The sequence below is a fragment of the uncultured Pseudoalteromonas sp. genome, assembly GCF_963922945.1.
Taxonomy (GTDB): Bacteria; Pseudomonadota; Gammaproteobacteria; order Enterobacterales; family Alteromonadaceae; genus Pseudoalteromonas.
This window is the reverse complement of sequence record NZ_CAWUKC010000007.1, coordinates 17,473-42,960: the sequence shown is the minus strand read 5'-3', so window position 1 is coordinate 42,960 and position 25,488 is coordinate 17,473. Positions and strand designations below refer to the sequence as shown.

22 protein-coding genes and 1 tRNA gene are annotated in these 25,488 nt (G+C 39.8%); 5 read left to right on the top strand and 18 right to left on the bottom strand.

Annotation, left to right across the window (positions count from 1 at the left end):
- Nucleotides 1–269 precede the first annotated feature (269 nt).
- The 7 genes from AABI99_RS02885 to AABI99_RS02855 form a co-directional block, all read right to left on the bottom strand.
- Nucleotides 270–890, bottom strand: coding sequence for an FKBP-type peptidyl-prolyl cis-trans isomerase (locus AABI99_RS02885; protein WP_338363167.1), 621 nt, complete (start codon nucleotides 888–890; stop codon nucleotides 270–272).
- Between the two features lie 75 nt (nucleotides 891–965).
- A complete protein-coding gene (locus AABI99_RS02880) occupies nucleotides 966–1,346 on the bottom strand; it encodes a hypothetical protein (protein WP_338363166.1) in 381 nt (126 codons plus the stop codon).
- Nucleotides 1,347–1,400: 54 nt separating this feature from the next.
- A tRNA-Ser gene (locus AABI99_RS02875) sits at nucleotides 1,401–1,491 on the bottom strand.
- A gap of 113 nt (nucleotides 1,492–1,604) precedes the next feature.
- Nucleotides 1,605–1,982, bottom strand: a complete 378-nt coding sequence (locus tag AABI99_RS02870; protein WP_338363165.1) for a hypothetical protein — start codon at nucleotides 1,980–1,982, stop codon at nucleotides 1,605–1,607.
- A 204-nt stretch (nucleotides 1,983–2,186) separates the two neighbouring features.
- Nucleotides 2,187–2,735: an NAD(P)H nitroreductase gene (locus tag AABI99_RS02865; RefSeq protein WP_338363164.1), complete on the bottom strand. Its 549-nt coding sequence runs from the start codon at nucleotides 2,733–2,735 to the stop codon at nucleotides 2,187–2,189.
- Between the two features lie 236 nt (nucleotides 2,736–2,971).
- The gene (locus AABI99_RS02860; RefSeq protein WP_338363163.1) at nucleotides 2,972–3,655 is read right to left on the bottom strand and encodes a DoxX family protein; all 684 of its coding nucleotides are present in this window, start codon (nucleotides 3,653–3,655) and stop codon (nucleotides 2,972–2,974) included.
- A gap of 87 nt (nucleotides 3,656–3,742) precedes the next feature.
- Complete coding sequence (locus AABI99_RS02855) at nucleotides 3,743–5,704, bottom strand: NADPH-dependent 2,4-dienoyl-CoA reductase (protein WP_338363162.1); 1,962 nt, start codon at nucleotides 5,702–5,704, stop codon at nucleotides 3,743–3,745.
- Nucleotides 5,705–5,923: 219 nt separating this feature from the next.
- On the opposite strand from AABI99_RS02855, the gene sppA reads away from it, so the two are divergent.
- Nucleotides 5,924–7,789: a signal peptide peptidase SppA gene (gene sppA / locus AABI99_RS02850; protein WP_338363161.1), complete on the top strand. Its 1,866-nt coding sequence runs from the start codon at nucleotides 5,924–5,926 to the stop codon at nucleotides 7,787–7,789.
- 82 nt (nucleotides 7,790–7,871) lie between these two features.
- Nucleotides 7,872–8,882 carry an asparaginase gene (gene ansA / locus AABI99_RS02845; protein WP_338363160.1) on the top strand — a complete coding sequence of 337 codons (1,011 nt, stop codon included), beginning with the start codon at nucleotides 7,872–7,874 and terminating at the stop codon, nucleotides 8,880–8,882.
- Between the two features lie 63 nt (nucleotides 8,883–8,945).
- Here ansA and gndA read toward each other — a convergent pair whose 3' ends face one another.
- A complete protein-coding gene (gene gndA, locus AABI99_RS02840; RefSeq protein WP_338363159.1) occupies nucleotides 8,946–10,319 on the bottom strand; it encodes an NADP-dependent phosphogluconate dehydrogenase in 1,374 nt (457 codons plus the stop codon).
- Between the two features lie 386 nt (nucleotides 10,320–10,705).
- On the opposite strand from gndA, the gene pyk reads away from it, so the two are divergent.
- Complete coding sequence (pyk, locus tag AABI99_RS02835; RefSeq protein ID WP_338363158.1) at nucleotides 10,706–12,142, top strand: pyruvate kinase; 1,437 nt, start codon at nucleotides 10,706–10,708, stop codon at nucleotides 12,140–12,142.
- A gap of 62 nt (nucleotides 12,143–12,204) precedes the next feature.
- On the opposite strand, the gene AABI99_RS02830 is transcribed toward pyk, so the two are convergent.
- From AABI99_RS02830 to thrS, 10 genes are all read right to left on the bottom strand, one after another.
- The gene (locus AABI99_RS02830; protein ID WP_338363157.1) at nucleotides 12,205–13,029 is read right to left on the bottom strand and encodes a LytTR family DNA-binding domain-containing protein; all 825 of its coding nucleotides are present in this window, start codon (nucleotides 13,027–13,029) and stop codon (nucleotides 12,205–12,207) included.
- Complete coding sequence (locus tag AABI99_RS02825) at nucleotides 13,026–14,099, bottom strand: histidine kinase (RefSeq protein WP_338363156.1); 1,074 nt, start codon at nucleotides 14,097–14,099, stop codon at nucleotides 13,026–13,028. The genes AABI99_RS02830 and AABI99_RS02825 overlap by 4 nt, the downstream gene beginning before the upstream one ends.
- A 226-nt stretch (nucleotides 14,100–14,325) precedes the next feature.
- Nucleotides 14,326–15,882 (bottom strand): SulP family inorganic anion transporter, encoded by a 1,557-nt coding sequence (locus AABI99_RS02820; protein ID WP_338363155.1) that lies wholly within the window; start codon nucleotides 15,880–15,882, stop codon nucleotides 14,326–14,328.
- 128 nt (nucleotides 15,883–16,010) lie between these two features.
- Nucleotides 16,011–16,469, bottom strand: a complete 459-nt coding sequence (locus AABI99_RS02815) for an Lrp/AsnC family transcriptional regulator (protein WP_338363154.1) — start codon at nucleotides 16,467–16,469, stop codon at nucleotides 16,011–16,013.
- A 90-nt stretch (nucleotides 16,470–16,559) separates the two neighbouring features.
- A complete protein-coding gene (locus AABI99_RS02810; RefSeq protein ID WP_338363153.1) occupies nucleotides 16,560–17,201 on the bottom strand; it encodes an MBL fold metallo-hydrolase in 642 nt (213 codons plus the stop codon).
- Nucleotide 17,202: 1 nt separating this feature from the next.
- Nucleotides 17,203–19,020: a M14 family metallopeptidase gene (locus tag AABI99_RS02805; RefSeq protein ID WP_338363152.1), complete on the bottom strand. Its 1,818-nt coding sequence runs from the start codon at nucleotides 19,018–19,020 to the stop codon at nucleotides 17,203–17,205.
- A 302-nt stretch (nucleotides 19,021–19,322) separates the two neighbouring features.
- Entirely contained in the window at nucleotides 19,323–19,685 is a 363-nt protein-coding gene (gene rplT, locus AABI99_RS02800; RefSeq protein ID WP_004587841.1) for a 50S ribosomal protein L20, read from the bottom strand.
- A gap of 15 nt (nucleotides 19,686–19,700) precedes the next feature.
- A complete protein-coding gene (gene rpmI, locus AABI99_RS02795) occupies nucleotides 19,701–19,901 on the bottom strand; it encodes a 50S ribosomal protein L35 (RefSeq protein ID WP_004587840.1) in 201 nt (66 codons plus the stop codon).
- 211 nt (nucleotides 19,902–20,112) lie between these two features.
- Entirely contained in the window at nucleotides 20,113–20,673 is a 561-nt protein-coding gene (infC, locus tag AABI99_RS02790) for a translation initiation factor IF-3 (RefSeq protein ID WP_338363203.1), read from the bottom strand.
- Nucleotides 20,674–20,732: 59 nt separating this feature from the next.
- Nucleotides 20,733–22,643, bottom strand: a complete 1,911-nt coding sequence (thrS, locus tag AABI99_RS02785; protein WP_338363151.1) for a threonine--tRNA ligase — start codon at nucleotides 22,641–22,643, stop codon at nucleotides 20,733–20,735.
- Between the two features lie 383 nt (nucleotides 22,644–23,026).
- Between thrS and AABI99_RS02780 the strand changes: the two genes are divergently transcribed.
- Together AABI99_RS02780 and AABI99_RS02775 are read left to right on the top strand one after the other, a co-directional pair.
- The gene (locus tag AABI99_RS02780; RefSeq protein WP_338363150.1) at nucleotides 23,027–23,473 is read left to right on the top strand and encodes a DUF3010 family protein; all 447 of its coding nucleotides are present in this window, start codon (nucleotides 23,027–23,029) and stop codon (nucleotides 23,471–23,473) included.
- 170 nt (nucleotides 23,474–23,643) lie between these two features.
- A complete protein-coding gene (locus AABI99_RS02775; protein WP_338363149.1) occupies nucleotides 23,644–25,377 on the top strand; it encodes an AMP-binding protein in 1,734 nt (577 codons plus the stop codon).
- Nucleotides 25,378–25,488 lie beyond the last annotated feature (111 nt).

The following is a 25,488-nucleotide window of genomic DNA, read 5'->3' as shown; positions in this document are numbered from 1 at the left end:
TCCACAATCTGCAAAAATAATTAACCCCAACCCAATTAATTAAGAGCTCAATTTTAAGGTTGAAAAATGTGTTGATAGTTAGGCAAAAAATTTACTATGCAGTTTTGCTATTTGAGTGTTTTTTTAACACAGGTAGGAATACGGCTAGCGCAACAAAATGATTGGGTAATATTAGCATTTAGAATAAATATAATTACTGACTATTAAAGCTACTGGTACAAAAAAGCCGCAGTTAAAACCACGGCTTTAAAAATACTAACTTAATTAAATTAAGAAAGGATTTCGTGTAATTCAACGTCAAATACAAGCGTTGAGAAAGGTGCAATTGCAGCACCTGCACCACGTTCTCCATAAGCAAGCTCATGAGGAACGTAAATACGCCATTTAGTGCCTACAGGCATCATTTGTAACGCTTCAGTCCAACCTTTGATCACGCCACCCACTGGGAACTCAGCTGGTTGACCGCGCTCGTAAGAGCTATCAAATACTGTACCGTTGATTAGTGTACCGTGGTAATCTACACGTACTGTAGACTCAGCAGTTGGCTTTTCGCCTTCGCCGGTTGCTAATACTTCGTATTGTAAACCAGACTCTGTTACTGTGATTTCAGGGCGCTTAGCGTTTTCTTCTAAGAAAGCAATACCTTCAGCAGAAAGTACTTTTGCTTCTTCTTCACGACGCGCTTGGATCTCAGCATTAATTTTTTCAAATGCAGCCTGAATTTCAGGGATCTCTACTTGAAAAGCGCTACCAGCGTACGCATCTTTCATGCCTTCAAATACTGAATTTAAGTTTAGGCCTTCAAAGGGGTTAGACTTAAGTTGCTCACCCATTTGTAAACCAATACCGTAACTTGCTTTTTCAGCATCTGTAGTAAAATTATCTGACATAATGTGTTTTTCACGTTTTGTTAGTTAAAAGACGCGTACATGCTAACATAAAATAAAAGCGGTTTGGGGCAAGTTTTAGGTGTGTTTTGCCTTAATTTTACCTACTAGGTAGCTACAAAGAGGCAAACTGAATAAAAATCCAACAAGCAATGGCCAAGCGATTAAACCCGCACTACCAAACAATATCAATGGCAGACATACTAAGCCAACTACGCCAATAAAAGCTGACCCTAAAACAGGCCAATATGTATCATATTTAGTAATAAGGTGTGCCGTTAAAAAGTTAAACCCAATACCATACATAAACGCAGTAATCAGCATTGATTCGGGCTGTGCGTCAGCTGCCATTTTTATTAGCAAATTAATCGCACTTTGATAACAATAGCCAAATACAACCCACAATAAAACATGTTTAATTAAACGCTGTGATGTATTCAGATTTGCTTGTTTTGACATTTACTAAGCTCCAGATAGCAAAAAACCGCCCATAAGGCGGTTTTTTTTAAATAATGGTGGAGAGATAGGGATTTGAACCCTAGATAGGCTACAAACCTATGCCGGTTTTCAAGACCGGTGCATTCGACCACTCTGCCATCTCTCCGTACGGCGCGAATAATAGGGGGTAATGAGTTCGTTGTAAAGAGTAAAATGCAAATAATTAACTAAAAAAAGCATTTTGTTCAAAATAGTAGCAAAAATACTTATTTTTATATGTTAATAATACTGCTTAGGCCTACGTGCAATCCAAGAACATATTAAACACAGCAATAAGCTCAACGCTAAAAATGTGACGCTTTGAAATATTAGATCAAAACGGTTTAAGTCATCACTTGGTACAACTACAAATAAAAATGCAGGTAATACACTAAGTAGTAATACATAAAAACAAACTTTAAACGCACGGCCGAAGTCAAATCGCTTGGACTGTTGCATCCACCATGTTAATAAAGCAAGCATGCCCATAGCAGAGCCTGCTATAAAATGAGATGTATTAGTGCTCATTGCAACATACAATGTAACAAATGCACCTACCACTCCCCAAATAGACCAAGCAAGCCAATTCTCTTTTTCTTGTAAAAATAAATTTCCCATCGTTTTCGTCTTCTTTATCGTTATTTTTATTAAGACTTTCCATACATTAACAAAAAACAACCGATTAAAAAACAAACTGAAGAAGAAAAAGTTTACCAATATTGCTTCCGTGCACTTCTCGCAGCTAAATCAAAAAAGGATGAGCCTAACAGCAGCAACCTTAATGCTATATGACTGTATTAAACCAAATAGGTTCACTATTTATTACAAACAGGTGAAATAATCTTCAGGTTTATGCTTTGCAGATTTTTTACAGTCATTCTCAGGGGTGCCTAAATATAAATACCCAACAATCTCATCTTGCTCATCTAAGTTTAAGGCACTTTTAACAGTTGGGCTTTGCGCAAAATACCCCGTTCGCCATACACCACCTAAACCTTGGGCAAACGCAGCTTGCTGCATGGCAAGTACACTACAACCGGCACTTTGAACTTGTTCGATACGGGGAACCTTAGGGTGCTCTTGATACTTAGCAATCGCAATAATCACCATCGGTGCACGCAGCGGTAGCGCTTTTGCGCGTTTAATTACCTTTTCTTCTTGTTGTTCTGCCACTGCACTTTGGTAATAAATATCCCCGAGCTTTTCGCGGGCTTCATCTTCTACTACGATAAATTGCCATGGAGCAATACACCCATGATCAGGCACACGCAATGCAGCTTGTTTAATAATATCGAGTTGCTCAGAATTTGGTCCTGGGGCGGTTAATTTAGCATCTGATTGGCGTGTTAATAAAAGCTCAATAGCATCCATAGCGTACTCTCTTAATTAAAACGTTAGAGTACCATTTATGACTTTAAAAAATAAACACTGCTTTTATTATCAATTTTTTAAATCATGGTTATTCTGGTGTATTACAGTGCCTTACTGCGTTAACCATTATTTATATACTATTGTTTACATTTGAGGAAGGCACGCTGCGTTTAACACACATTACAAAAAAGAACGTATAAAAAATTTTATACGTTCTTTTAAAACCAATTTACTCGCTACTCTTTCACTACTGCGCGTCTTAGCCAATAATCAATACTGACATACCGGCCGCCACCTGCAAAAAATAAGCTAAGGAGCATTGCAAAATAAATAGCCGAAAACTCAATGCCATTGTTTAAGATTGATGGTTTGCCTGTTTCGTATAAGTAATCAGGAAATCCATGTTCTTCAACTAAGTCGCGGATTTTTCCTATACGCTCTTGCACTTCAAGTGAGTTTTCGAGGCTTTCTTTTGCACCAGGAATAGATAACCAATCAAGTACTTGGGCTGCACTTGTATCAGGGTTTGTTGGTGCAATAGCAAACCATCCATTATGCCAGTGCACGGTTGTTGCTGCCACCACCATAGTAAACATAAGCGGTATACTGACTAAACGAGTAAACAGGCCAAATAATAAAAACCAGCCACCTAAAAACTCACTCCACCCTGCTAAAAAAGCCAGTAAATCTGGAAAAGGTAAGCCTAAACCCCATTCACTATTGCCAAACCACTGCACCACACTTGCATCAGCGAGGAAATAACTAAAAAAATCATCGGGCTCTCCACTTAAGGCAAGTTTATTATAGCCTGCGATGATCATGACAGGGGCTAAAATTAAGCGAAAGAGTAACGCGGGTAACCCATCGGCGTACGATAGATTACCCATAATTTTATTATATAAACGAATTAATTTATTCATGTGTGCCCTGCTTTGTCTGTATGTGAAGTTATCAACTATAGATATTAGACCAAGCAGCGCTGTAAATTATTTCATCTCGTTAACATATTATATTGTTCTTGCTACTTGAAGCGCCTCAAAAATAGCACGTTTTGCGTCAATTGCAGCTGCTAACTTTGCACCACCAATAACATGTACCTTTGCATTTTCGCGATGTGGCTCAAGCACTTCGTTATTTGAAACCTGGCCTATACAGGCAATAACCGTATCTACAGGTAATACTTGTTTTTCACCCGCAACAGTAATTGTAAGGCCGTTTTTATCAAAACTATGGTACTGACAATCAGCAATTTGTTTTACACCGTGTTGTTTAGCAACTTGACGATGTATCCATCCTGTTGTTTTTCCAAGTCCACTGCCAAAACGCCCTGCACTGCGTTTTAGCATATATAACTGTCGCTCGTCTTTATGTGGCTGCGCGTCGCATTCAATACCCCATTGTTGTTTAAATTCAGCAATCGTTTGCGACTTATGCTCACTTAAAAACGCAACCATATCAAAGCCAATACCGCCGGCACCCAAAATAGCGATTGACTTACCCAGCTCTACCTCCCCACGTATTACTTCATCGTAGGCAAATACACGTTTATCATCACTGCATTCAATTGATGCTTCACGAGGACGAACACCTGTAGCAAATACGATGTCATCGTATTTTTGTAGCATAGAATCATCATAGGCTTTACCAAGCTCTACATTTACCTTTAGCCTTTCAAGTTCATTGATAAAGTAGTTAAGTGTGTAATTAAAGTCCTCTTTACCAGGTATTTGCATAGCTAAATTAAACTGACCACCCATTTGGTTTTTTTGATCAATAAGCGTGACTGCATGACCTTTTTTAGCCAAATAACAGCTTGTTGAAAGACCTGCAGGGCCCGCACCAACAACTAATACATTTTTAGCTTTAGAGGCTTTATCTAACGGATAGTCAAGCTCAAATGCCGCTTGCGGGTTAACCAAACAAGTTGCACGCTTATTTTTAAATACATGATCTAAACAACCCTGGTTACAGCCAATACAGATATTTATTTGCTTAGATTGCTGATTTTGGTATTTGTTAAAAAACTCTGGGTCGGCCAATAAAGGGCGGGCCATTGAAATCAAATCGGCTTCATTATCATTAAGAATTTGGTTAGCTATATCAGGTGTATTAATTCGATTTACAGCGATTACAGGCACATTCACCACTGACTTCAATCGTTTTGATGCTTCTTTAAATGCACCAGGTGGCACCATACTCGCAATGGTTGGCACACGTGCTTCATGCCAGCCAATACCTGTGTTAAAAATATCAACGCCCGCTTGTTCAAGTGCTTTTGCCTGAACAATTACTTCATCAGGAGTTGAGCCATTAGGGATAAGATCCATAACCGATAATCTAAAAATGATTAAAAATGTTTCAGAGACTTTGGCTCTAACGGCTTTAACTATTTCAAGCGCTAAACGCATTCTATTTTCTAGGCTACCACCAAATTCGTCATCACGTTTATTAGTGTGAGGCGCCATAAATTCATTAATTAAATAACCTTCTGAGCCCATTACTTCAACGCCGTCATAACCTGCTTTTTCGGCCATATAGGCAGAGTGTGCAAAATCTTTTATCGTTTTTTTAATCGAACTTATTGACATTTGCTTAGGTTTGTATGGATTGATAGGCGCTTGGATCGCACTAGGAGCTTGGTTAAATGGATGATAAGCATAGCGACCAGCATGTAAAAGCTGCAAGCATATTTTTCCACCATGTTTATGAACAGCCTCTGTATAAGCTCGGTGTTTAAATACATCGTAATAGCTATTAAAGGATGAAGAAATAGGCGTTAATTTACCGCGCAGATTAGGGCTGTATCCCCCAGTGATGATCATAGCAGTACCACCTTTAGCACGCGCTTCGTAAAAAGCACTTAACCTTTTGCGGTTATGCCAGCCCTCTTCTAGCCCAGTATGCATTGAGCCCATAACTAAGCGGTTTCGTAATTGTGTGTGTTTTAATTGTAATTGTTGTTCTAACATCCTGTGCCCCGTTAACTGGTCTAACCTGTATACATTAGCTAATTCTGCTTTAATGGCAAGTAATAAGCAATATGTGCCTGCATTTAATTAAAAAAACTATTAAAAACGTACATTTATGTAAGCTCATAAACACTTCGTTACGATTTAACAGTTAAAATTAATCTTATTCTGGGCTAAGATGAAACGAATGTATTAGCTGTACCAAATTAAGGAGCTATTTTGATAGCAAAGGTATTTAAAGGTATTTGGGCTGGAATAAATTTTTCTCGCCGTTTAATACTCAACATTTTGTTTTTATTGTTGGTTGTTGTGTTTTTCATGTCACTTTCAAGCGACGACGACACAATCATTGTACAAGACGGCTCTGTACTAAGGCTCAACCTTAATGGACCTATAGTTGAAGAAAAAACATATATAGATCCAGTTGAAGCCGCTATTAACGATGCCATGTCTAACTCAGAAGCTCCTAGCGAGATTTTGCTTGATGATGTAGTAAAAGTGATAGATGAAGCCACTAAAGACGAGCGTATTAGTGTAATTTTACTCGATTTACAAGAGATGCCAAAAACCCACTTAAATAAGTTAAAGCGAATTACTAAATCGCTAGATGCGTTCAAACAAGCGGGTAAAAAAATCATTGCATCAGGTTACTATTATACTCAATCACAATATTATATTGCATCGCATGCTGATGAAATTGCAATGCACCCATACGGTTCGGTCGCCATTGAAGGCTATGGAATGTACCCAATTTACTTTAAGGACGCATTAGAGAAACTTAAAGTGACCCAGCATATTTTCCGTGTCGGTACATTTAAATCGGCGGTTGAACCCTTTATTCGTAACGATATGTCTGACGCAGCAAAAGAGGCAAACCGTGTTTGGCTTGGTGCGTTATGGAGCGAATATAAGCAAGATGTTGCTGCGGTACGCCCTTTTGATGAATCTAACTTTGACGAAACCATGGATGCTTACCTTGCTAAAATGAAGGCGGCCAATGGTGACGCTGGTAAATATGCCTTGGACCATCAGTGGGTCGATTCACTTAAAACTAATCAGCAAATTCGTCAACAACTTATTGATTTAGTTGGCGCACAAGATGATGGTAAAACATTTAAGCAAGTATCATTTCGTGAATACTTAAGTTTAGTTAAGCCTCCTATGGAGTTTGATAATCCACTCACAGAAAAAGTTGCAGTCGTTGTTGCTAAAGGCACGATTGTTGATGGTGAGCGTAAAGCCGGTGAGATTGGCGGTGACTCTACAGCAGCCTTGCTTCGCAAAGCACGCCTTGATGATAAAGTAAAAGCGGTTGTTTTACGTATTGATTCGGGCGGCGGCAGTATGTTTGCCTCTGAGGTTATTCGCGCTGAAGTGTTAGCACTTAAAGCCGCAGGGAAACCCGTTATCGCATCAATGAGCTCAGTTGCCGCATCTGGCGGTTACTGGATTGCCTCTGCTGCTAACGAAATTTGGGCAGCACCCAGTACAATTACCGGCTCTATCGGTGTATTTGGTACCTTTATGACGTTTGAAGATACATTATCAGAAATCGGCGTGTATTCAGATGGTGTTGCAACGACAGAAATGGCTGGATTTTCTATTACTCGCCCTCTCAATGAAAAAATGGCGCAAGTGATCCAAATGAGTGTTGAAGAAGCTTATGGCCGTTTTTTAGATGTGGTTGCTGATGCTCGCAATATGACACCAGAACAAGTTGATAAAATTGCACAAGGGCGAGTCTGGATTGCTTCTCAAGCACAAGAGCTCGGCCTTGTAGACAAACTTGGTGATAAACAAGACGCGATTGATGCCGCTGCGGCACTTGCAAAACTAAACCACTATGAAGTGAAAACAGTTAAGCAAGACCTAAGCCCACAAGAAAAAATGATTCAAGACATTTTTGGCAGCGCTTCCGTTAAATCTATGCTTGGCTTAAACACAAATAAAACCTCTGTTTTAGCCACTCAAGCTAATATTAATACGGTGATAAAGCGTTTAAGTAATGAAGTGGCAGATCTAAAAAACTATAACGATCCGCAAGGTGTATACGCCCGTTGTTTAGTGTGTAATGTTGCACAATAAAAGTACGCGTATGTAGCCAATCAGCTTTATTTAAAATAACTTAACGTTATACTAAGCCCAGTTTTTTTACTGGGCTTTTTTTATGAAACGTAAACGCATTTATATCGCATACACAGGCGGTACCATAGGGATGAAAAAATCGAGCCGTGGCTACATCCCTGCCGAAGGCTTTTTAACAGAAACGGTTGTAAATAACGCAGAATTTAACCGTGAAGAAATGCCCCTTTTTGATATTCACGAGTACTGCCCTCTCATTGATTCATCTGATATGTCGCCAGCGCATTGGCAACTTATAGCTGATGATATTAAAAGCAAATACCACCATTACGATGGCTTTGTTGTACTTCATGGCACCGATACAATGGCTTACACAGCCTCTGCTTTGTCGTTCATGTTTGAAAACCTGACTAAACCCGTCATTGTTACAGGCTCACAAATCCCCTTATCGCAATTACGCTCAGACGGCCAAGTCAACTTACTGAACGCCATGTTTTTAGCCGCTAATTACCCCATTGCTGAAGTAAGTCTATTTTTTAATAATCAACTATTTAGAGGTAATAGAGCCACTAAAGCGCATGCCGACGGATTTAATGCGTTTGCATCGCCTAATCTAGAACCTTTAGCGCTCTCAGGGATTAATATTCAGCTCGTCAAAGGCCAGCTAAGTCCTTATGTAGAAAATGAATTGCAGGTTACACCAATTACACCTCAGCCTATTGGCGTGCTTTATTTATACCCAGGTATAAGTAAAGATGTAGTAAAAAGTTTAGTGAATGACAATATAAAAGCCCTAGTACTTCTGAGCTTTGGGGTAGGTAATGCACCACAAGATCCTGATTTTTTAGCTGTGTTAAGTGAAGCCAGTAAACGCGGCATTGTAATTGTTAACCTTACACAGTGTTTAAAAGGCCATGTAAATATGGGCGGCTATGCTACAGGCAACGCCTTGTTAAATATTGGTGTAATAAGTGGCTACGATATGACATTAGAGGCGTGTTTAACAAAGCTGCATTATTTATTTAGCCAAAACTTAGAAATTGAAACGATTCGCCATTTAATGCAAGACAACTTGCGTGGTGAGCTAAGTCGCTAATTTTAATTACCGAAACGCAAAAGGCACGCTAAATAGCGTGCCTTTATTATTTTAATGCAGTAATTATCTTACTTTTGCGTCTATAGCGACTAAATCAGTTAAGTGGCACACTTCACCTGAGTGAGTTTTAATGCCATGCTCACCAAAGTAATCGCGCTGAGCTTGTACTAAATGTCCATTACTTGGCGTAGTTAATGTGGCTAAGTATGTTTGTGTTGATGCAAGAACAGGAAATGCTAAGCCAGTCATTACGGCTTGCCCTGTTATTTTACGAAGCGCATTAGACTCATTTTCAAGTGTATCAATGTATTCAACACCGTGTGCTACGCTATCTAAGTAATCTGCACGAATAATACAACCAGCACGCCATGTCTGCAGTGTTTTAGATAAGTCTACTTTCCACTGATGGGTACGCGATGCCCCTTTAATTAACGCCAAACCTTGACGATACGCAAGTAAACTTGCCAATGTAAAGGCATCTTTTAGCTCTTCAAGATCAATATCAACCTTGTTTGTTGCTTTAGCAGCATAGGTCATTTCTTGTGCAGCAGTTGTATCGCATACATTGGTTAAGTGGCGAGCTTGCACTGCGGCTACCAAAGAAGGCACAGCAATACCCAGCTCAAGTGCATTTTGCGCAGTCCAAAGACCTGTGCCTTTTGCGCCAACTTTATTATCAATTAAATCAACAAGTGGCTCTTGCTTGGTGTTTTCAAGCGATAATATATGGCTAGAAATAGCCAACAAATAGCTATTTAGGTGACCGGTAGACCAGTCATCAAAAATTGCAGCCACTTCTTTAGGTGAGCGACCTGTGCCAATGCGTAGTAATTGATAAACTTCTGCAATAAGTTGCATGATTGCGTATTCAATACCGTTGTGAACCATTTTTACAAAATGGCCGCTGGCCGATTGACCAACACGTGCAAAGCACGACTCACCGTTGTAACTAGCTGCGGCTTTTTCAAACCACGGTTCGATTCGCTCCCAACCGCCTTCTGAGCCACTAGCCATCATTGCAGGGCCATGACGTGCGCCTTCAGCACCACCAGAAATCCCCATAGTGGCAAATTCAAATTTGTTTTGATACTTAAGTTTACGATTGATGCCGTCTTTGTAGTTACTGTTACCGCAATCTACAATCATATCGTTACATTGTACGCCCGCTTCCACAAGCTCATTACATACAGCGTCAACCAGTTCGCCTGCAGGTACTAATAATAAAATAGAGCGAGGTGTTTCTAAACGCCTTACCATGTCTCCTAAATCAGAAACAATGTGGAGTCTATCGGCCATACCTTGTGATTTAGCACAACTTAATAACTCTTCACCCGCATGTGGGTTTTTATCATATGCGACTAACGTTATGCCTTTTTCAATCATGTTTAAGGCAAGGTTTTTGCCCATAACGCCTAACCCGACTAATGCAACTTGCATTTAGTGTCCTCCTCGGTAACAACTATTTGGTTAGTAAACTAAGTAATTCATAAAATAATACCGCGTGCATTATACTCATACCGTCATAAAATGCGAACGTTGAGCCAACACAGCATGCTTTTTTATTACACTATTAAAAAGCACAGTAATTGTATCAAATATAAGGGCTCGGCGGTTACAAATACTCTGTGTATTTTGATTTTAAGATCATTGACGGATTTTGACACCGGTGTCATAATGATGACATATTCGTTTTGTATAAAATAGTGGCAATGCTAATTAGTTTGCCTATAACTAAAATGTATATGCATACATTATATTTATTTTGAAGTCACAAAATAACCGTCAACTTGCTTACACATCTAATAAGCACACAGGAGAATTTGATGCTAAGACGCACAAAAATAGTCGCTACACTTGGGCCGGCAACAGATCGAGATAACAACCTAGAAAAAATTATCCGCGCTGGCGCTAACGTAGTACGTTTAAACTTCTCACATGGTGTAGCACAAGATCACAAAGACCGTGCACAAGCTGTTCGCGATATAGCTACAAAATTAGGCAAACACGTTGCTATACTTGCAGACCTTCAGGGCCCTAAAATTCGTGTTTCTACTTTTAAAGAAGGTAAAGTAAACCTTGAGGTTGGTGCTAAGTTCACCCTTGATGCGAAAATGGAGAAAGGTGAAGGCGACGTAAACGCTGTAGGTATTGATTACAAAGAATTACCACAAGATGTAAGTCCTGGTGATTTACTTCTTTTAAACGATGGTCTTATTCAGCTAACTGTAGAGCAAGTAGAAGGTCATTTAGTTCATTGTACTGTCACTGTTGGTGGTGTGTTATCTAACAATAAAGGCATTAACCGTTTAGGCGGTGGTTTAACAGCGCCAGCATTTACCGAAAAAGACAAAGAAGATTTAATCACTGCCGCTGAAATAAATGTTGATTACATTGCTGTTTCATTCCCACGCAGTGGTGATGACATGCGCTATGTACGCTCTTTAGCAGAAGCTGCAGGCTCTAAAGCACAATTACTTGCTAAAATTGAGCGCGCAGAAGCTGTAGAAACACAAGAAGCTGTTGACGATATTGTATTAGCGTCAGACGCGGTAATGGTTGCCCGTGGCGATTTAGGTGTAGAAATTGGTGATGCCGCACTAATGGGCAAACAAAAGCTTATTATTCGTCGTGCGCGTTCATTAAACCGTACGGTTGTAACCGCGACGCAAATGATGGAATCGATGATCGATAACCCAATGCCAACACGCGCAGAGGTTATGGATGTGGCAAACGCAGTACTGGATGGTACTGATGCGGTTATGCTTTCTGCTGAAACTGCTGCCGGTGATTACCCTGAAGAAACAGTTGCAACTATGGCACGTGTTTGTTTAGGCGCTGAATCGCAAAAAGAAACACACGTATCTAAGCACCGTTTAGACAGTCGCTTTTCTAACAATGCAGAGTCTATCGCGCTTTCAGCTATGTATGCTGCAAACCACTTAGATTCTGTTAAAGCAATTGTTACTTTAACTGAGTCAGGTAGCACCGCTAAACTTATGTCGCGTATCAGCTCTGGTTTACCTATCTACTCGCTTTCGCGCCATGCAAGCACCCTAGGCCAAACAGCGCTTTATCGTGGTGTTTACCCTGTGTTTTTTGACTCTACAAAAACTGAAAAAGACGGCATGGTAAAAGCTGCACTTGATACCCTTGTTGCACAAGGTTCACTGCAGACTGGCGATACAGTCATTATTACTCACGGTGACTCAATGGAAACTGTGGGCGCCACTAACACAATGAAAATTGTAACTGTTGCGTAATTTCTGCGTTATATAAAAAATGCGAGCTAAGCTCGCATTTTTTGTGCCTGTAGAGTATTAAACTAGCTGGCTAGCGCGGCTTTTACTTTGTCACGGTAGCTGCGGCTCACTTTTAGCTCTTGCCCGTTTTCAAGCACTAATAAATATTCACCACTTACTTGCGTTACTAACTTACTAATTTGCTTGGTATTTACAATTGCACTGCGGTGAACGCGAACAAACAAATGTGGGTCGAGCTCTTGCTCAAGCTCTTTCATTGTTTTGCGCAAAATATGTGTTTGCCCATCTTGGCAATGTAAACACATATAATCCCCTGCGGCGTCCACCCATTGAATAGTTGCAACCGGAACACGAATAATTTCCCCCTGCTCTTTTACCGCTAATGATTCTGGGTAACGTTTATCAGTTAAGGTATCGCCCGTGGCCAATTTTTTTAGTATTTCTTCACAATTATTACCTGTAATACCGGCAACAAAACTCGCTAGTTTTTTCTTATGGGCGTTGTCTTGCTGTGTTTTTAAGTAACTATGCACTTTTTCTACCGCCTGTTTTAGTCTGTTATCGTCAACGGGTTTTAAAATGTAATCCAAAGCATGTATTTCAAAAGCCTTTACTGCAAATTGATCAAACGCAGTTACAAACACAATTGCAGGTAACGCTTTAGTGCTTTCGCTTAGAGCGCGTGCAACTTCAAAGCCATTCATTGCTGGCATTTGTATATCTAGAAAAACTAAATCAATTGCGTACTCTTTGCATGCTTGTATTGCATCACTGCCTGAACTACACAGTTTAATTACTTCTATATCAGAATATTCTTCAAGTCTTACTGCTAAGCCCTTTCTTGCTAATGGTTCATCATCAACAATAATAGTTTTTATTTTAGTCATTTCTTCACAGCCTTCTCAAACGGTACTCGCAGATTCACTTTTAATCCACTTGGCGTATTATGTGATAATACAAACGAATAATTATTTTCATAGAGCGTTTTTAATCTGTCTTTGGTATTTGCTACACCAACACCTTGGGCATTAACAAGTTGTCCGTCGATTAACTCTGTACCTGGGCCATTATCACCAACCTCAAGCAGTAGTTCATTGGCAAAAACTTGCGCTTTTATGTCTATCACACCGCCCTGTGACAAATGTGCAATGGCGTATTTAATTGCGTTTTCAATTATTGGTTGCAAAATTAAGCTTGGTACCAGTGCCTCTTTTGCTTGCTCACTGATATCTACATTAACCTTTAAGCGCTCATCAAAGCGGACTCGCTCGATCTCTAAGTACAGCATCAATGCATGCAGCTCTTGCTCTAAAGGCACTTTTTTAATGGGATCAGTATTTAGCGTATAACGCAAAAAATCACTTAACCTTGACACCATTAAGTTAGCATCTTTGTTTTCTTTTACCAAAACTAATGTAGAAATAGCATTGAGAGTATTAAATAAAAAATGCGGATTAAGTTGGTATCTGAGCATTTTTAATTGCGCTTCATGAGCCATTGTAGTTGCTTTTAGCGCTTTTTGTCGCTCACTTTGTAGCAGCTGATAATACTTTACGCCAAAGTACAAGCCACTCCAACATAAAATGATGTAAACAGAATCTAAGCCATGTTGAAGATAGTAAAACCAATCTTCAGGGCGGTAACCATGACGGTATATTTCCCACAAATTAAATTTTTGTACAATTGCCCATAGCGTGCCTGTAATATACGATGCGCCAAAAACAACCACCATGAGAATCCATGGCGAGGCATTCCAGACTTTTCTATAAATGTAACGAAGAGGCACTGTCATTAGACAGCCTGCATAGGCATTCAGTAATATAACGAATACGTAAATATCACGCATTTCAAATACTTTAGAGCCGATATAATTTACAAGTGCATACCCAATCCAGCCTGCGATTTGCAGTAGCCAAAAAAAACGCTGCCTGTTATCAATCAAGGATTGCCAATTCAAAATAAAATACAACTCCGTATAAGTTAGCCAATGAGTTAAAAATAAGTTAGCTAATTTAATCATTGGTTTTTATATTATATCGATTATTACAAAGTGTTAGCAGTGCAAACTATCTTAGTTTTTAAGAGGCTTACCGCAAAGATATGACCATAAAAAAGCGAAAGGCTTAAACCTTTCGCTTTTAAATTACCGATGCAATTTACTTTAGTAGTAAATTACTAAAATATTATGCCAGCTTATCAGAAGCCACTTTGTAAGTTGGATCTTCAATTACATTCACCTCTACTAGGTCGCGCGCTTTATGTAAAAGCTGCTTACAGTCCTTACTTAAATGACGTAAATGAAGCTGCTTACCTGCTTTGGTATACTTATCAGCTAAACTGTCGATGGCTTCTATTGCACTGTGATCAGCAACACGGCTATGTTTAAACTCAATAATTACATCTTTAGGGTCGTTTTTAACATCAAATAACTCTGAAAAGTTTTTAACTGAGCCAAAAAATAATGGTCCATGAAGCTCGTAAACTTTCGCGCCTTGATCATCAATGTAGTTAGTTGTGTAAATGTGTTTTGCATGCTGCCATGCAAATACCAATGCCGAGACAATAACACCCACACATACAGCAATTGCTAAATCGGTTACAACGGTCACTCCCGAAACAAGTACGATTACAAAAGCATCCGACAGTGGCACTCGCTTCATCATTTTAAAGCTCGCCCATTCAAATGTGCCTAATACAACCATAAACATCACACCAACAAGCGCTGCTAGTGGGATCATTTCAATTAGGCCTGAAGCAAATATGATAAAACCAAGTAACATAATTGCGGCAGTGATCCCCGATAAACGTGAACGACCACCTGAATTAATGTTAATCATAGACTGGCCAATCATGGCACAGCCACCCATAGCACCAAAAAAACCACAGGTTACATTAGCTGCACCTTGACCAATACACTCTTTATTTGAATGACCGCGGGTCTCGGTAATCTCATCAATCAAGCTTAGTGTTAATAATGACTCAATTAAGCCAATAGCCGCCAAAATTAGAGCGTATGGAAAAATTATATAAAAAGTGTCTAAGGTAAATGGAACCATAGGAATATGAAACTCAGGTAAGCCCCCAGCAATGGTAGCCGCTTCATTCCCTGTCATCCCTTTTAGGAAATCAAGTACCGTGCGTGAGTCTAAATCAAGACCGATTACTAAAGCGGTTACTGTTACAATAGCCACTAGTGAAGAAGGCACAGCCGTCGTCAACTTAGGTAAAAAGTGGATAATTGCCATGGTTAATGCAACTAAACCTAACATAATGTATAGCGGGTTTCCCGTCATCCATTGCTGGCCGCCTGCGCCATCTGGCACTTTAAACTGCCCGAGCTGCGCTAAAAATATAACGATTGCTAACCCGTTTACAAAACCAAGCATAACCGGGTGTGGAACCATGCGAATAAACTTACCAAGCTTAAATATTCCGGCGAGTATTTGCAGTATACCCATCAACAACACTGTGGCGAATAAATACTCAACGCCGTGATCAAGTACTAAACTTACCATTACAACTGCTAATGCACCGGTAGCACCAGAAATCATACCTGGGCGGCCACCAAATATTGCTGTAATTAAACCAACGATAAACGCGGCATAGAGACCAACTAAAGGTTCGACATTTGCCACAAAAGCAAACGCAACAGCTTCTGGAACTAAAGCAAGTGCCACAGTTAAACCAGATAGAATATCGTTTTTAGCAGAGCTAGGCGCTTTGCTGAGTAAGTTAAACATTGAGTTCCTCAGTGGAGTTATTTGGTTAGGATCGAAAAAGCGCTAAATGTTACCAAATTAGCGCTCATTTAACAATTCGCAGACGCCGCTTCTTTGTCAAAGTATAGCGTCACTTTGAGTTGTTTGGTTTATAGAGGAAGCGATGTACTGCGTTTAACACATGTCATAGTTACATTAGAGTGTACTTCTTGCACATATTCTAAACTGAGTAAATTGTCACGTACAAAATGCTCATAGCCTTCTATACCTTGTGAAATTATACGCAGCATAAAGTCCATGGTGCCTGCCATGGTGTAACATTCTGTCACTTCGTCATAGCTCATAATAAGTTTTTCAAACTCAGCGAGATTTTTTTTGCCATGATTTGATAAACGCACATGGGCATATACAAGCATGTCAAAACCCAGCTTTTTCTCATCTAAAAGCGCCACTTTATTTTTGATGTAACCATCTTGCTCAAGCTTTGCAATTCGTCGCCAACAAGGCGATTGAGATAAGCCAACTTTGTCTGCAATTTCGGCAGTTGAAAGACTTGCGTCCTGTTGTAAAAGTGCCAAAATTTGGCGATCTACGTGATTTAGAGACATTTTATTTCTTATTTATCTAATAAACTGGTTAAATTATACAGCCAATTTAAAATTCCGTCTGCAATAATTTTGCATTTTCATGGATTTTAATTAACCAAATTGACCACTTACAAATGGATTAGTGCGCTTTTCGTGCCCTACAGTGGTGTCTTCACCATGACCCGATAATATATGAGTATGATCATCTAGTGTTAAAATATGGCGTTTTATAGAGTCAATGAGGTGTTCACTATTTCCTTTTGGAAAATCTGTACGCCCTACAGCACCTTTAAAAATAACATCCCCCACAATCACGCACTGCTGTTTAGGCTCATAAAATATAACATGTCCTGGCGTATGCCCTGGACAGTGCAGTACTCTAAAAGCAAGTTTACCTACGGTTAACACATCATCATGGTTAAGCCAAATATCTGGATAAAAAGCAGCTATCGCTGAAAAGCCAAACATGTTTGCTTGCATTGGCAGGTTTTCAAACCAAAATAGTTCATCCTTTTGTGGACCAACAATTTGCACATTAAATTGAGAGCGTAATGTATCAGCTGCACCAACATGATCTAGATGCCCATGTGTAAGCCAAATAGCACTAAGTACTAATTTGTGCTCACTAAGGGCGGCTATAATTTTTTCTGGATTACCACCTGGGTCTATTACAACAGCTTGCTTTGTTTCTTCACAGCTAATTATTCTGCAATTTTGAGAAAATGCAGTCACGGGTATCTTAATAACATGCATATTATATTTCTTTATCTTTTTGGTCTGAAATAACAGCTACTTGTTCGTACGACATTAAAATGGGGTATTTTAAATACGCTTGATCGTAAAATGGCGTGTGTGAATATAACCACTGCAGGCGTGCATCGGCGTCTTGCGCAAACGACTTATTTTTTAGTTTTTTATCAAACTCAAGCGCCAGCTTTGGATTATCTTTAAGCATTTGTCGTGCATACGGTATCAGCGCATAATTTTCCATATACTCTGTTCGTTGAAAAATCGTATTAAACTCACCCCACGAAAAAAATGAATCAGGGGCTTCTGGATGTAATAAATGAACAGCTAACTCCCCTGCTTTTTGCTGCGTATTAACTTGATACCAACCATCTAAATCTACATTTGGTACCGGTACATAATCAAACTGGGCAGAGACTCTGAAACGGCCTTCAAACGGTGCTTGGTCGAATGTGAAATCACGTACTTTAGCAACTTTTAAAGGTTGGGTATTTGCACCCTTGAGCTTTTTAACTGAAACACCGTGCAACTTAAGTTTTTTTATAATATTGGTATAAACTGGCGGTACAAAAAACGCCTGCGGTACATCAACCGTGCGTTCAACTTGCTTTTGCCAATAAATTGGTAAATCTTTATAGGTGTGTGCTTTTCCTAAATATTTAACTTCAGTTTGACCCGAAAGCGCACTCACACTCGATGTGTATTTAACACCTTTAAACTCATTAATCACATTGGCTTGTTTAGCATAACTACGTTTTACAATTAGCTGCTTAGGCACAAACCCTTGCTCTTTTTTTACAGCAGTAGCTAGCTCGTGGCTATATTGAGATAAGGCATTTATCGCGCCATCTAAAAACACATACGTGCCCAGCACACGCTGTTTGTAAGGTTTTAAAGAATGATTTTCGACTAGGATTGTAGGTAAAGACTTCAAATCTCCCCAGCCATTTGAAAAGCGAGGGGTGGCAACCCAGCCCGCAAGCCCTTTTTTAAAATCTCGTTTATCCATTACAAACACCAATGGGCCTGGAGTGTGCCCGTACTTATGTAATGTTTCATCAATCACCGGCTTTACGTATTGCTCCAGTGCATCTGAGACTGCTGGCGATTCACTGGCAAATACAGGGTTGTAGCCATAAGTCACATCGTACTGATAGTCAGCACCATCTGTAACGTGCACATCAATATACAAGTTTGGTTTGTAATCGTTAATAACCTTTAAAACGCTTCGAACCTCTGGGGTGTCTAACTTTGTAAAGTCACGATTAAGATTGAGATTATTGGCATTGGTTCTAAAGCCCATTTTTGCTGGACCACGTTGATTGATACGATTAAATGCACTGCTTCGCTCGTGGCCATCTACATTTAAAATTGGAATAAAAAGTATATTTACCTTTTTTAGAATATCGCGGCGTTTACCTGTTGCAATATCGCGCAGCAACATAAACATCGCGTCTTTCCCATCTATTTCACCTGCATGAATACCAGCTTGAATTAAAATGGTTGGCTTCGTGCTGTTAGCCATTTGCCCTGCTTCAAAAAAACCTTGTTCACTAGCAATGAGCATGTTGATTGCACGGTTACTGTTACTATGACCGATTACCTGTGAGTGAAACTGAGTCGGATTTGCTGCTACAAGTCTCTTTACGAACGCCATCGTATCGGTGTAATTTGGAGAGGCAATCCCCTCAGACAGTTCAAAATCGGTAGTTAAAGGTCCTTGCTGTTGCAGTAACGAAATGCTATCGCCCTGCCAAGGTATAAGAGGGGGTAAATGACTGTTATCTGCCACTATTGCAGATAAAAATAACAGACTTGCAAACATAGTTTTCTCTAACAACGCATTTAATCAATAAATTATATCAACTAAACATACTTATATTATAAAAGTGCGGTGGTTCAACAAAAAATTGAGCCCATTTATACCTATACGGTTATTAAATTATTTATTTTAGAGTTTACAAACGTAATGATAACTATAAGCACAACTTGCTATTTAACTTTTCTGAATTAATGTGTTTGACTTTCCTGACAAGCCCTTTAACCCTTAGAACAATTAATATGGCTTAAATTACACGCACAAAAAAAGGAGCCATGGGCTCCTCTTTAACTACTTATTTAAAAAGCTTAAGCTGCCGCTAGGCCTTCTTTTGCTTTTTCAACAAGCGCTGCAAATGCAACTTGGTCGTAAACAGCGATATCTGCAAGGATCTTACGATCGATTTCTACAGAAGTCTTTTTAAGACCATTGATAAAACGGCTGTAAGACAGACCATTTTGACGTGAAGCAGCATTGATACGTGCAATCCATAATTGACGGAAAGTACGTTTCTTCGCACGACGGTCACGGTAAGCGTATTGACCCGCTTTAGTAACTGCCTGGAAAGCTACGCGATAAACACGTGAACGTGCACCGTAGTAACCTTTAGCTTGCTTTAAAACTTTTTTGTGACGTGCACGTGCGACAACGCCGCGTTTAACTCTTGCCATTTCTAAAAACCCCTATTAAGCGAATGGTAACATACGTGAAACTAGACCATGGTCATTTTTATGAACCATCATCTTAGGACGTAGGTGTAACTTACGCTTAGACGTTTTCTTAGTCAGAATGTGACGAAGATGCGCTTGTTTACGCTTGAAACCGCCAGAAGCAGTTTTTTTGAAACGCTTAGCTGCGCCTCTGTGACTTTTTAGCTTGTAAGCCATTGCAATAACTCCAAATGTATTGCTTAAAAATTAGTAAGCAGGCGTGAGATATATTTCTATAGCTCCACTTTTAGGCCTAACTTACTGCCATATCCCGGTGAAAACTCAGTATAAATACTGCAATTTTACTTTAAAACCGGTTAGCACAGGTGAATATTTACATATTACTTGGGTACCTGGGCTAAATTCGGTGCGCATTATCGCTTAAAAATTATTTTTTAGCAACAGGCGCCATCATCATAACCATCTGACGGCCTTCAACACGATTTGGGAAAGACTCAACAACTGCAAGTTCTTCTAAATCAGACTTCACACGGTTTAATAATTCAATACCAATCTCTTGGTGAGCCATTTCACGGCCACGGAAGCGGATAGTAATCTTTGCTTTATCACCAGCTTCTAAGAACTTGCGTAAGTTGCGAAGCTTAACCTGATAGTCACCTTCATCCGTACCAGGACGGAATTTGATTTCTTTGATCTGGATTTGCTTTTGCTTTTTCTTCTGCTCTTTTAGTTCTTTGCTTTTTTCAAAGATGAACTTACCGTAGTCCATAACCTTACAAACAGGCGGCTCAGCGTTAGGGCTAATCTCTACAAGATCAACACCCGCTGCATCAGCCATAGCTTGTGCGTCTTTTAATGACTGAATTCCAGCTTGTTCGCCGTCAATGTCAATTAAACGAACTTCTTGAGCTGTGATTTCTTCGTTAATACGATTTTTTTGAGCTGTTTGTTGCCCTTTCTTGCCGCCTCTAATGGTACGTTCCTCCAAGAATATCAATAACATAAGCGTGTAGTTGACTTTTTGTTATTGCCCTACACGCTCGATTTTTACTGTCGATTTTTAATCTCTTCGCTAATTTTAGCTACAAAGTCATCAACGTTAAATTTGCCTAGGTCTTCACCTGTGCGGGTACGTACTGCTACTTCCTGTTGTTCAACTTCTTTATCGCCAACAACTAGTAAGTAAGGAATACGCTTAAGTGTATGTTCTCGGATTTTAAAGCCAATCTTCTCATTTCTCAAGTCAGCAGCGGCTCTAATTCCAAGTTTATTTAATTTTTGTACAATTTCGTGCACGTAATCTGCTTGTTTATCGGTAATGTTCATAATTACCACTTGCTTTGGCGCAAGCCACGTAGGGAATAAGCCCGCGTATTCTTCAGTTAAAATACCGATAAAGCGCTCAATTGAACCTAAAATAGCACGGTGTATCATAACTGGTGTGCGTCGCTCGTTGTTTTCGGCAACATAAGTAGCGCCTAAACGACCGGGTAGTGCAAAGTCAAGCTGCACTGTACCACATTGCCACGCTCTGTCTAAGCAATCGTACAAAGTAAATTCAATTTTAGGACCGTAGAAGGCACCTTCACCCGGTAGGTAATCAAATTCAATGTCGTTTGCTTTAAGTGCATCGGCTAATGCGACCTCTGCTTTGTCCCAAATTTCATCGTCGCCAATGCGCTTTTCAGGACGTGTAGAAAGCTTCACTACAATTTTGTCAAAACCGAACGTCTCATAAGTGTCATAAACCATCTTAATACACGCTGACACTTCGTCCATTACTTGCTCTTCGGTACAGAAAACGTGAGCATCATCTTGTGTAAAGCCACGTACACGCATTAAGCCATGTAAAGCGCCCGATGGCTCGTTACGGTGACAACAACCAAATTCGGCCATACGCAGTGGTAAATCACGGTATGATTTTAACCCTTGGTTAAAAATTTGCACGTGACCTGGGCAGTTCATTGGTTTTATAGCGTATTCACGTTTTTCAGACTCTGTAGTAAACATGGCGTCTGCGTATTTTTCCCAGTGACCTGATTTTTCCCACAAAGAGCGGTCCATCATCATTGGACCTTTTACTTCTTCGTAGCTGTATTCACGCAGTTTTTCACGCACAAACTCTTCCAGCTCACGGTAAATGCTCCAACCATCGTTATGCCAAAATACCATGCCTGGCGCTTCTTCTTGCCAGTGCCATAAATCAAGCGCTTTACCAATACGGCGGTGATCGCGTTTTTCAGCCTCTTCTAAACGCTTAAGGTACGCTTTAAGTTGCTTTTTATCGCCCCACGCAGTGCCGTAAATACGCTGTAGCATTTTGTTTTCAGAGTCACCACGCCAGTATGCACCAGCAACTTTCATTATTTTGAAGTGTTGGCAAAATTTCATGTTTGGTACGTGCGGACCACGACACATGTCTACGTATTCTTCGTGGTGGTATAACCCTGGGCGGTCATCTTTTGCGATGTTTTCGTCCAAAATTTCCATTTTGTATGTTTCGCCACGCGCTTCAAATGTATCGCGTGCTTCTTGCCAGCTTACATTTTTTTTCACTACATCGTAGTTTGTTTTTGCAAGTTGCAACATACGCTTTTCAATAGCATCTAAATCTTCTTGAGATAAAGAGTGATCCATATCAATATCGTAATAAAAACCGTTATCAATAGTCGGACCAATCGCCATTTTTGCGTCTGGGAAAAGCTGCTTAACTGCATGACCGATTAAGTGAGCACATGAGTGACGAATAATTTCTAGGCCGTCGTCATCTTTTGCGGTGATGATTTCAAGGCGCGCATCTTCGTTAATTAAGTCACATGCATCAACACGCTCACCATTAACACGCCCAGCTATGGTTGCTTTAGCAAGACCAGGGCCGATATCGTTAGCTACATCAAGAGTACTTACAGGGTTTTCAAAACTACGCTGACTGCCGTCAGGAAGAGTAATAACTGGCATTATAAATCCTTACATACAGTGGTGACACCTACAATGTATCACGTGTATTTTTAAATAAATTAAATGAGAATGACTCGACAACGCTTTTACGAATAAGCATTGACTATTTTTCGTCATAATTGACTAATGTAGATGCTGAGTCTGCGCAACTACAAAAAAGATATTGTCGCGTGATAAAGTATCAATTACAAGTTTAAAGCACGCCCATTACCTTAAATTTTCCCTAAAATAGTCATTTTTTTGCTTTTCGTTCGTTAATTTAAATTAAGTGTGTGACAACTTGAGTTTACCGGTCATTAAAATGTACCTGCACTGCCTTGCTCTCGCAATTTATTCGATGTTGGGTATAATACCAAGCAATTAAGTTATATTAGAGAATAGCAATGAGAACATGTGGTGTAGAAATTACCGGTAGTGATGTACTACTTTGTATTTTAAGTAAAGATAACGACGTATTTGATATTCGCGATGTGCGCCAAACACGCTTTACCTTAGGTAACGGTAATGACACTGAAATAATGCGCAAATTTCAATTTGATTTTGCAAAACTAATGCAAGATTACCAAATTGATTCTGTTGCCATTCGTGAGCGCCAACCTAAAGGTAAATTTGCAGGCAGTGCAAAAGGCTTTAAAATGGAAACGGCGATTCAACTAATTGAATCTTTAGACGTTCGTGTGTTCTCAACAACCGAAATTAAAGAGCAGCTTAAACGCAATCCTATCCCTATTGCGTTTGAAGACACTGGCCTTAAAAAATATCAAGAAAACGCGTTCGTGAACGCCTATGTATATATAATGAAAAAAACCTACCGCAGCGACGAAATGTAATTTAAAGCTGTATAAAGCGCACCTAAGTGGTGCGTTTTTTTATGCCTAAAAAAAGATTAGAATTAAAACAGTATTTAATACATTAGTCTAACCACCCTTCTCTTTGTCGACAATTTGTGTTTATTTTAACTACAGCTTGGTTACTGACACACATTAACACGGAGAAGCACATGCACACATCACCTGACTCACCAAAAGAGATTGAGTTAATAAATACGCTTCCATTATCAAAAAGCTATTTCAAAGGAGCGCAGAGTACACCATTGGTAAATAAAACCATAGGTGAATATTTTGACTGCATTGTCGACAAAAACCCAGATGCATTAGCGGTCGTAGTAAGCCATCAAGGAATACGCCTAAGCTATAAAGAGTTTCAGCAACAAGTTAATCAACTTGCTATGGGGCTTTTATCAATTGGTGTAAAACCAGGTGACCGGGTAGGAATATGGTCACCCAATAATATTGAGTGGTGTTTAACACAATTTGCCAGCGCTAAAATTGGTGCCATTATGGTGTGTATAAACCCGGCTTACCGACCCAATGAGCTAGCCTATGCATTGAATAATGTACAATGTAGCACGTTGATCACCGCCTCACGCTTTAAAGGCAGTAATTACATAGATATGCTCAACAGTTTAGCGCCTGAACTTACTCACTGTGAGCCTGGAAAACTAAACGCACACGCCCTCCCTAGCCTAAAAAATGTAATACGCATTGGCGATGAAGCTTGCCCTGGTATGTTTACGTTTACTCAAATGATGAATGCTGCAACCCCTGCCCATGAGCTTGAATTAAATGCAGTAGCCGCCAATTTAAACGCAGATCAAGATATCAATATACAATTTACCTCTGGTACAACAGGTAATCCGAAGGGCGCGACACTCACGCACAAAAATATACTTAATAATGCGCTATTTGTCGCAGAAGCTATGCACTTTACAGCAAAAGATAAGTTGTGTATTCCCGTGCCGTTATACCACTGTTTTGGAATGGTACTAGGCAGCTTATTATGTGTAACTAAAGGCGCCGCAGCTATTTACCCAAGCGATGCATTTGATGCAAAAACAACGCTTGATGTAGTACAAAAAGAAGGCTGCACGGCATTGCATGGTGTACCGACGATGTTTATTAGCCAGCTTGAGCTACCTAGTTTTGCAGAATATAACCTGGACACTTTACGTACCGGCGTTATGGCAGGGTCTACATGTCCTGAGCAGGTCATGCGAAAAGTACAAACGCAAATGAATATGCACCAGATTTTAATTGCGTACGGGCAAACCGAGTGCAGCCCAATCAATAATATAACCGAAACCGACTCATCAATAGAGCGCCAAGTAACAACCGTTGGGCGTGCCCTTGCACACACTGAGGTTAAAATTATTGATGAGCTAGGTAATATTCAAAAAATAGGTGTACCCGGCGAGGTCTGTAGCAAAGGTGCGGGCATTATGCGCTGCTATTGGAATGACGAAGAAAAAACAAAAACCACTATAAATGATGAAGGCTGGTTACACTCAGGTGATTTAGGCGTAATGGATAGTGAAGGGTTTGTGAGTATTGTTGGCCGCATAAAAGACATGATCATTCGGGGTGGTGAAAACATTTATCCACGCGAAATTGAAGAAATTCTTTACACCTACCCGGGTATTCAAGATGCCGCCATATTTGGTATTAGTGATGAAAAGTACGGTGAAGAAGTCTGCGCGTGGATACAACCTAAAGAAGATGCCGTACTTGATGAACAAGCAATACGTGCATTTTTAAAAGACAGACTGGCCTACTTTAAAATGCCCCGTTATATCCGTTTTGTAGAGAGTTACCCAATGACTGTAACGGGCAAACTGCAAAAGTTTAAAATGCGTGAGCAAATGCAACAAGCTCTCGCCGATAAGGCTTTTTCTTAACCGTAACTATTGACTACAAAAAAGCTCAGCAATTGCTGAGCTTTTAACATTATCACCATGGTTTAAAATAATGCTTTAGTACGTAAGGAATAAGTAAAATAGTATCGGTAG

What these genes read in the sequence shown, in the direction of transcription:
- AABI99_RS02885 (WP_338363167.1), bottom strand. Translation starts at nt 890, where the DNA reads ATGTCAGATAATTTTACTACAGATGCTGAAAAAGCAAGTTACGGTATT.
- AABI99_RS02880 (WP_338363166.1), bottom strand. Translation starts at nt 1,346, where the DNA reads ATGTCAAAACAAGCAAATCTGAATACATCACAGCGTTTAATTAAACAT.
- AABI99_RS02870 (WP_338363165.1), bottom strand. Translation starts at nt 1,982, where the DNA reads ATGGGAAATTTATTTTTACAAGAAAAAGAGAATTGGCTTGCTTGGTCT.
- AABI99_RS02865 (WP_338363164.1), bottom strand. Translation starts at nt 2,735, where the DNA reads ATGGATGCTATTGAGCTTTTATTAACACGCCAATCAGATGCTAAATTA.
- AABI99_RS02860 (WP_338363163.1), bottom strand. Translation starts at nt 3,655, where the DNA reads ATGAATAAATTAATTCGTTTATATAATAAAATTATGGGTAATCTATCG.
- AABI99_RS02855 (WP_338363162.1), bottom strand. Translation starts at nt 5,704, where the DNA reads ATGTTAGAACAACAATTACAATTAAAACACACACAATTACGAAACCGC.
- ansA (WP_338363160.1), top strand. Translation starts at nt 7,872, where the DNA reads ATGAAACGTAAACGCATTTATATCGCATACACAGGCGGTACCATAGGG.
- gndA (WP_338363159.1), bottom strand. Translation starts at nt 10,319, where the DNA reads ATGCAAGTTGCATTAGTCGGGTTAGGCGTTATGGGCAAAAACCTTGCC.
- pyk (WP_338363158.1), top strand. Translation starts at nt 10,706, where the DNA reads ATGCTAAGACGCACAAAAATAGTCGCTACACTTGGGCCGGCAACAGAT.
- AABI99_RS02830 (WP_338363157.1), bottom strand. Translation starts at nt 13,029, where the DNA reads ATGACTAAAATAAAAACTATTATTGTTGATGATGAACCATTAGCAAGA.
- AABI99_RS02820 (WP_338363155.1), bottom strand. Translation starts at nt 15,882, where the DNA reads ATGTTTAACTTACTCAGCAAAGCGCCTAGCTCTGCTAAAAACGATATT.
- AABI99_RS02815 (WP_338363154.1), bottom strand. Translation starts at nt 16,469, where the DNA reads ATGTCTCTAAATCACGTAGATCGCCAAATTTTGGCACTTTTACAACAG.
- AABI99_RS02810 (WP_338363153.1), bottom strand. Translation starts at nt 17,201, where the DNA reads ATGCATGTTATTAAGATACCCGTGACTGCATTTTCTCAAAATTGCAGA.
- AABI99_RS02805 (WP_338363152.1), bottom strand. Translation starts at nt 19,020, where the DNA reads ATGTTTGCAAGTCTGTTATTTTTATCTGCAATAGTGGCAGATAACAGT.
- rplT (WP_004587841.1), bottom strand. Translation starts at nt 19,685, where the DNA reads ATGGCAAGAGTTAAACGCGGCGTTGTCGCACGTGCACGTCACAAAAAA.
- rpmI (WP_004587840.1), bottom strand. Translation starts at nt 19,901, where the DNA reads ATGGCTTACAAGCTAAAAAGTCACAGAGGCGCAGCTAAGCGTTTCAAA.
- thrS (WP_338363151.1), bottom strand. Translation starts at nt 22,643, where the DNA reads ATGCCAGTTATTACTCTTCCTGACGGCAGTCAGCGTAGTTTTGAAAAC.
- AABI99_RS02780 (WP_338363150.1), top strand. Translation starts at nt 23,027, where the DNA reads ATGAGAACATGTGGTGTAGAAATTACCGGTAGTGATGTACTACTTTGT.
- AABI99_RS02775 (WP_338363149.1), top strand. Translation starts at nt 23,644, where the DNA reads ATGCACACATCACCTGACTCACCAAAAGAGATTGAGTTAATAAATACG.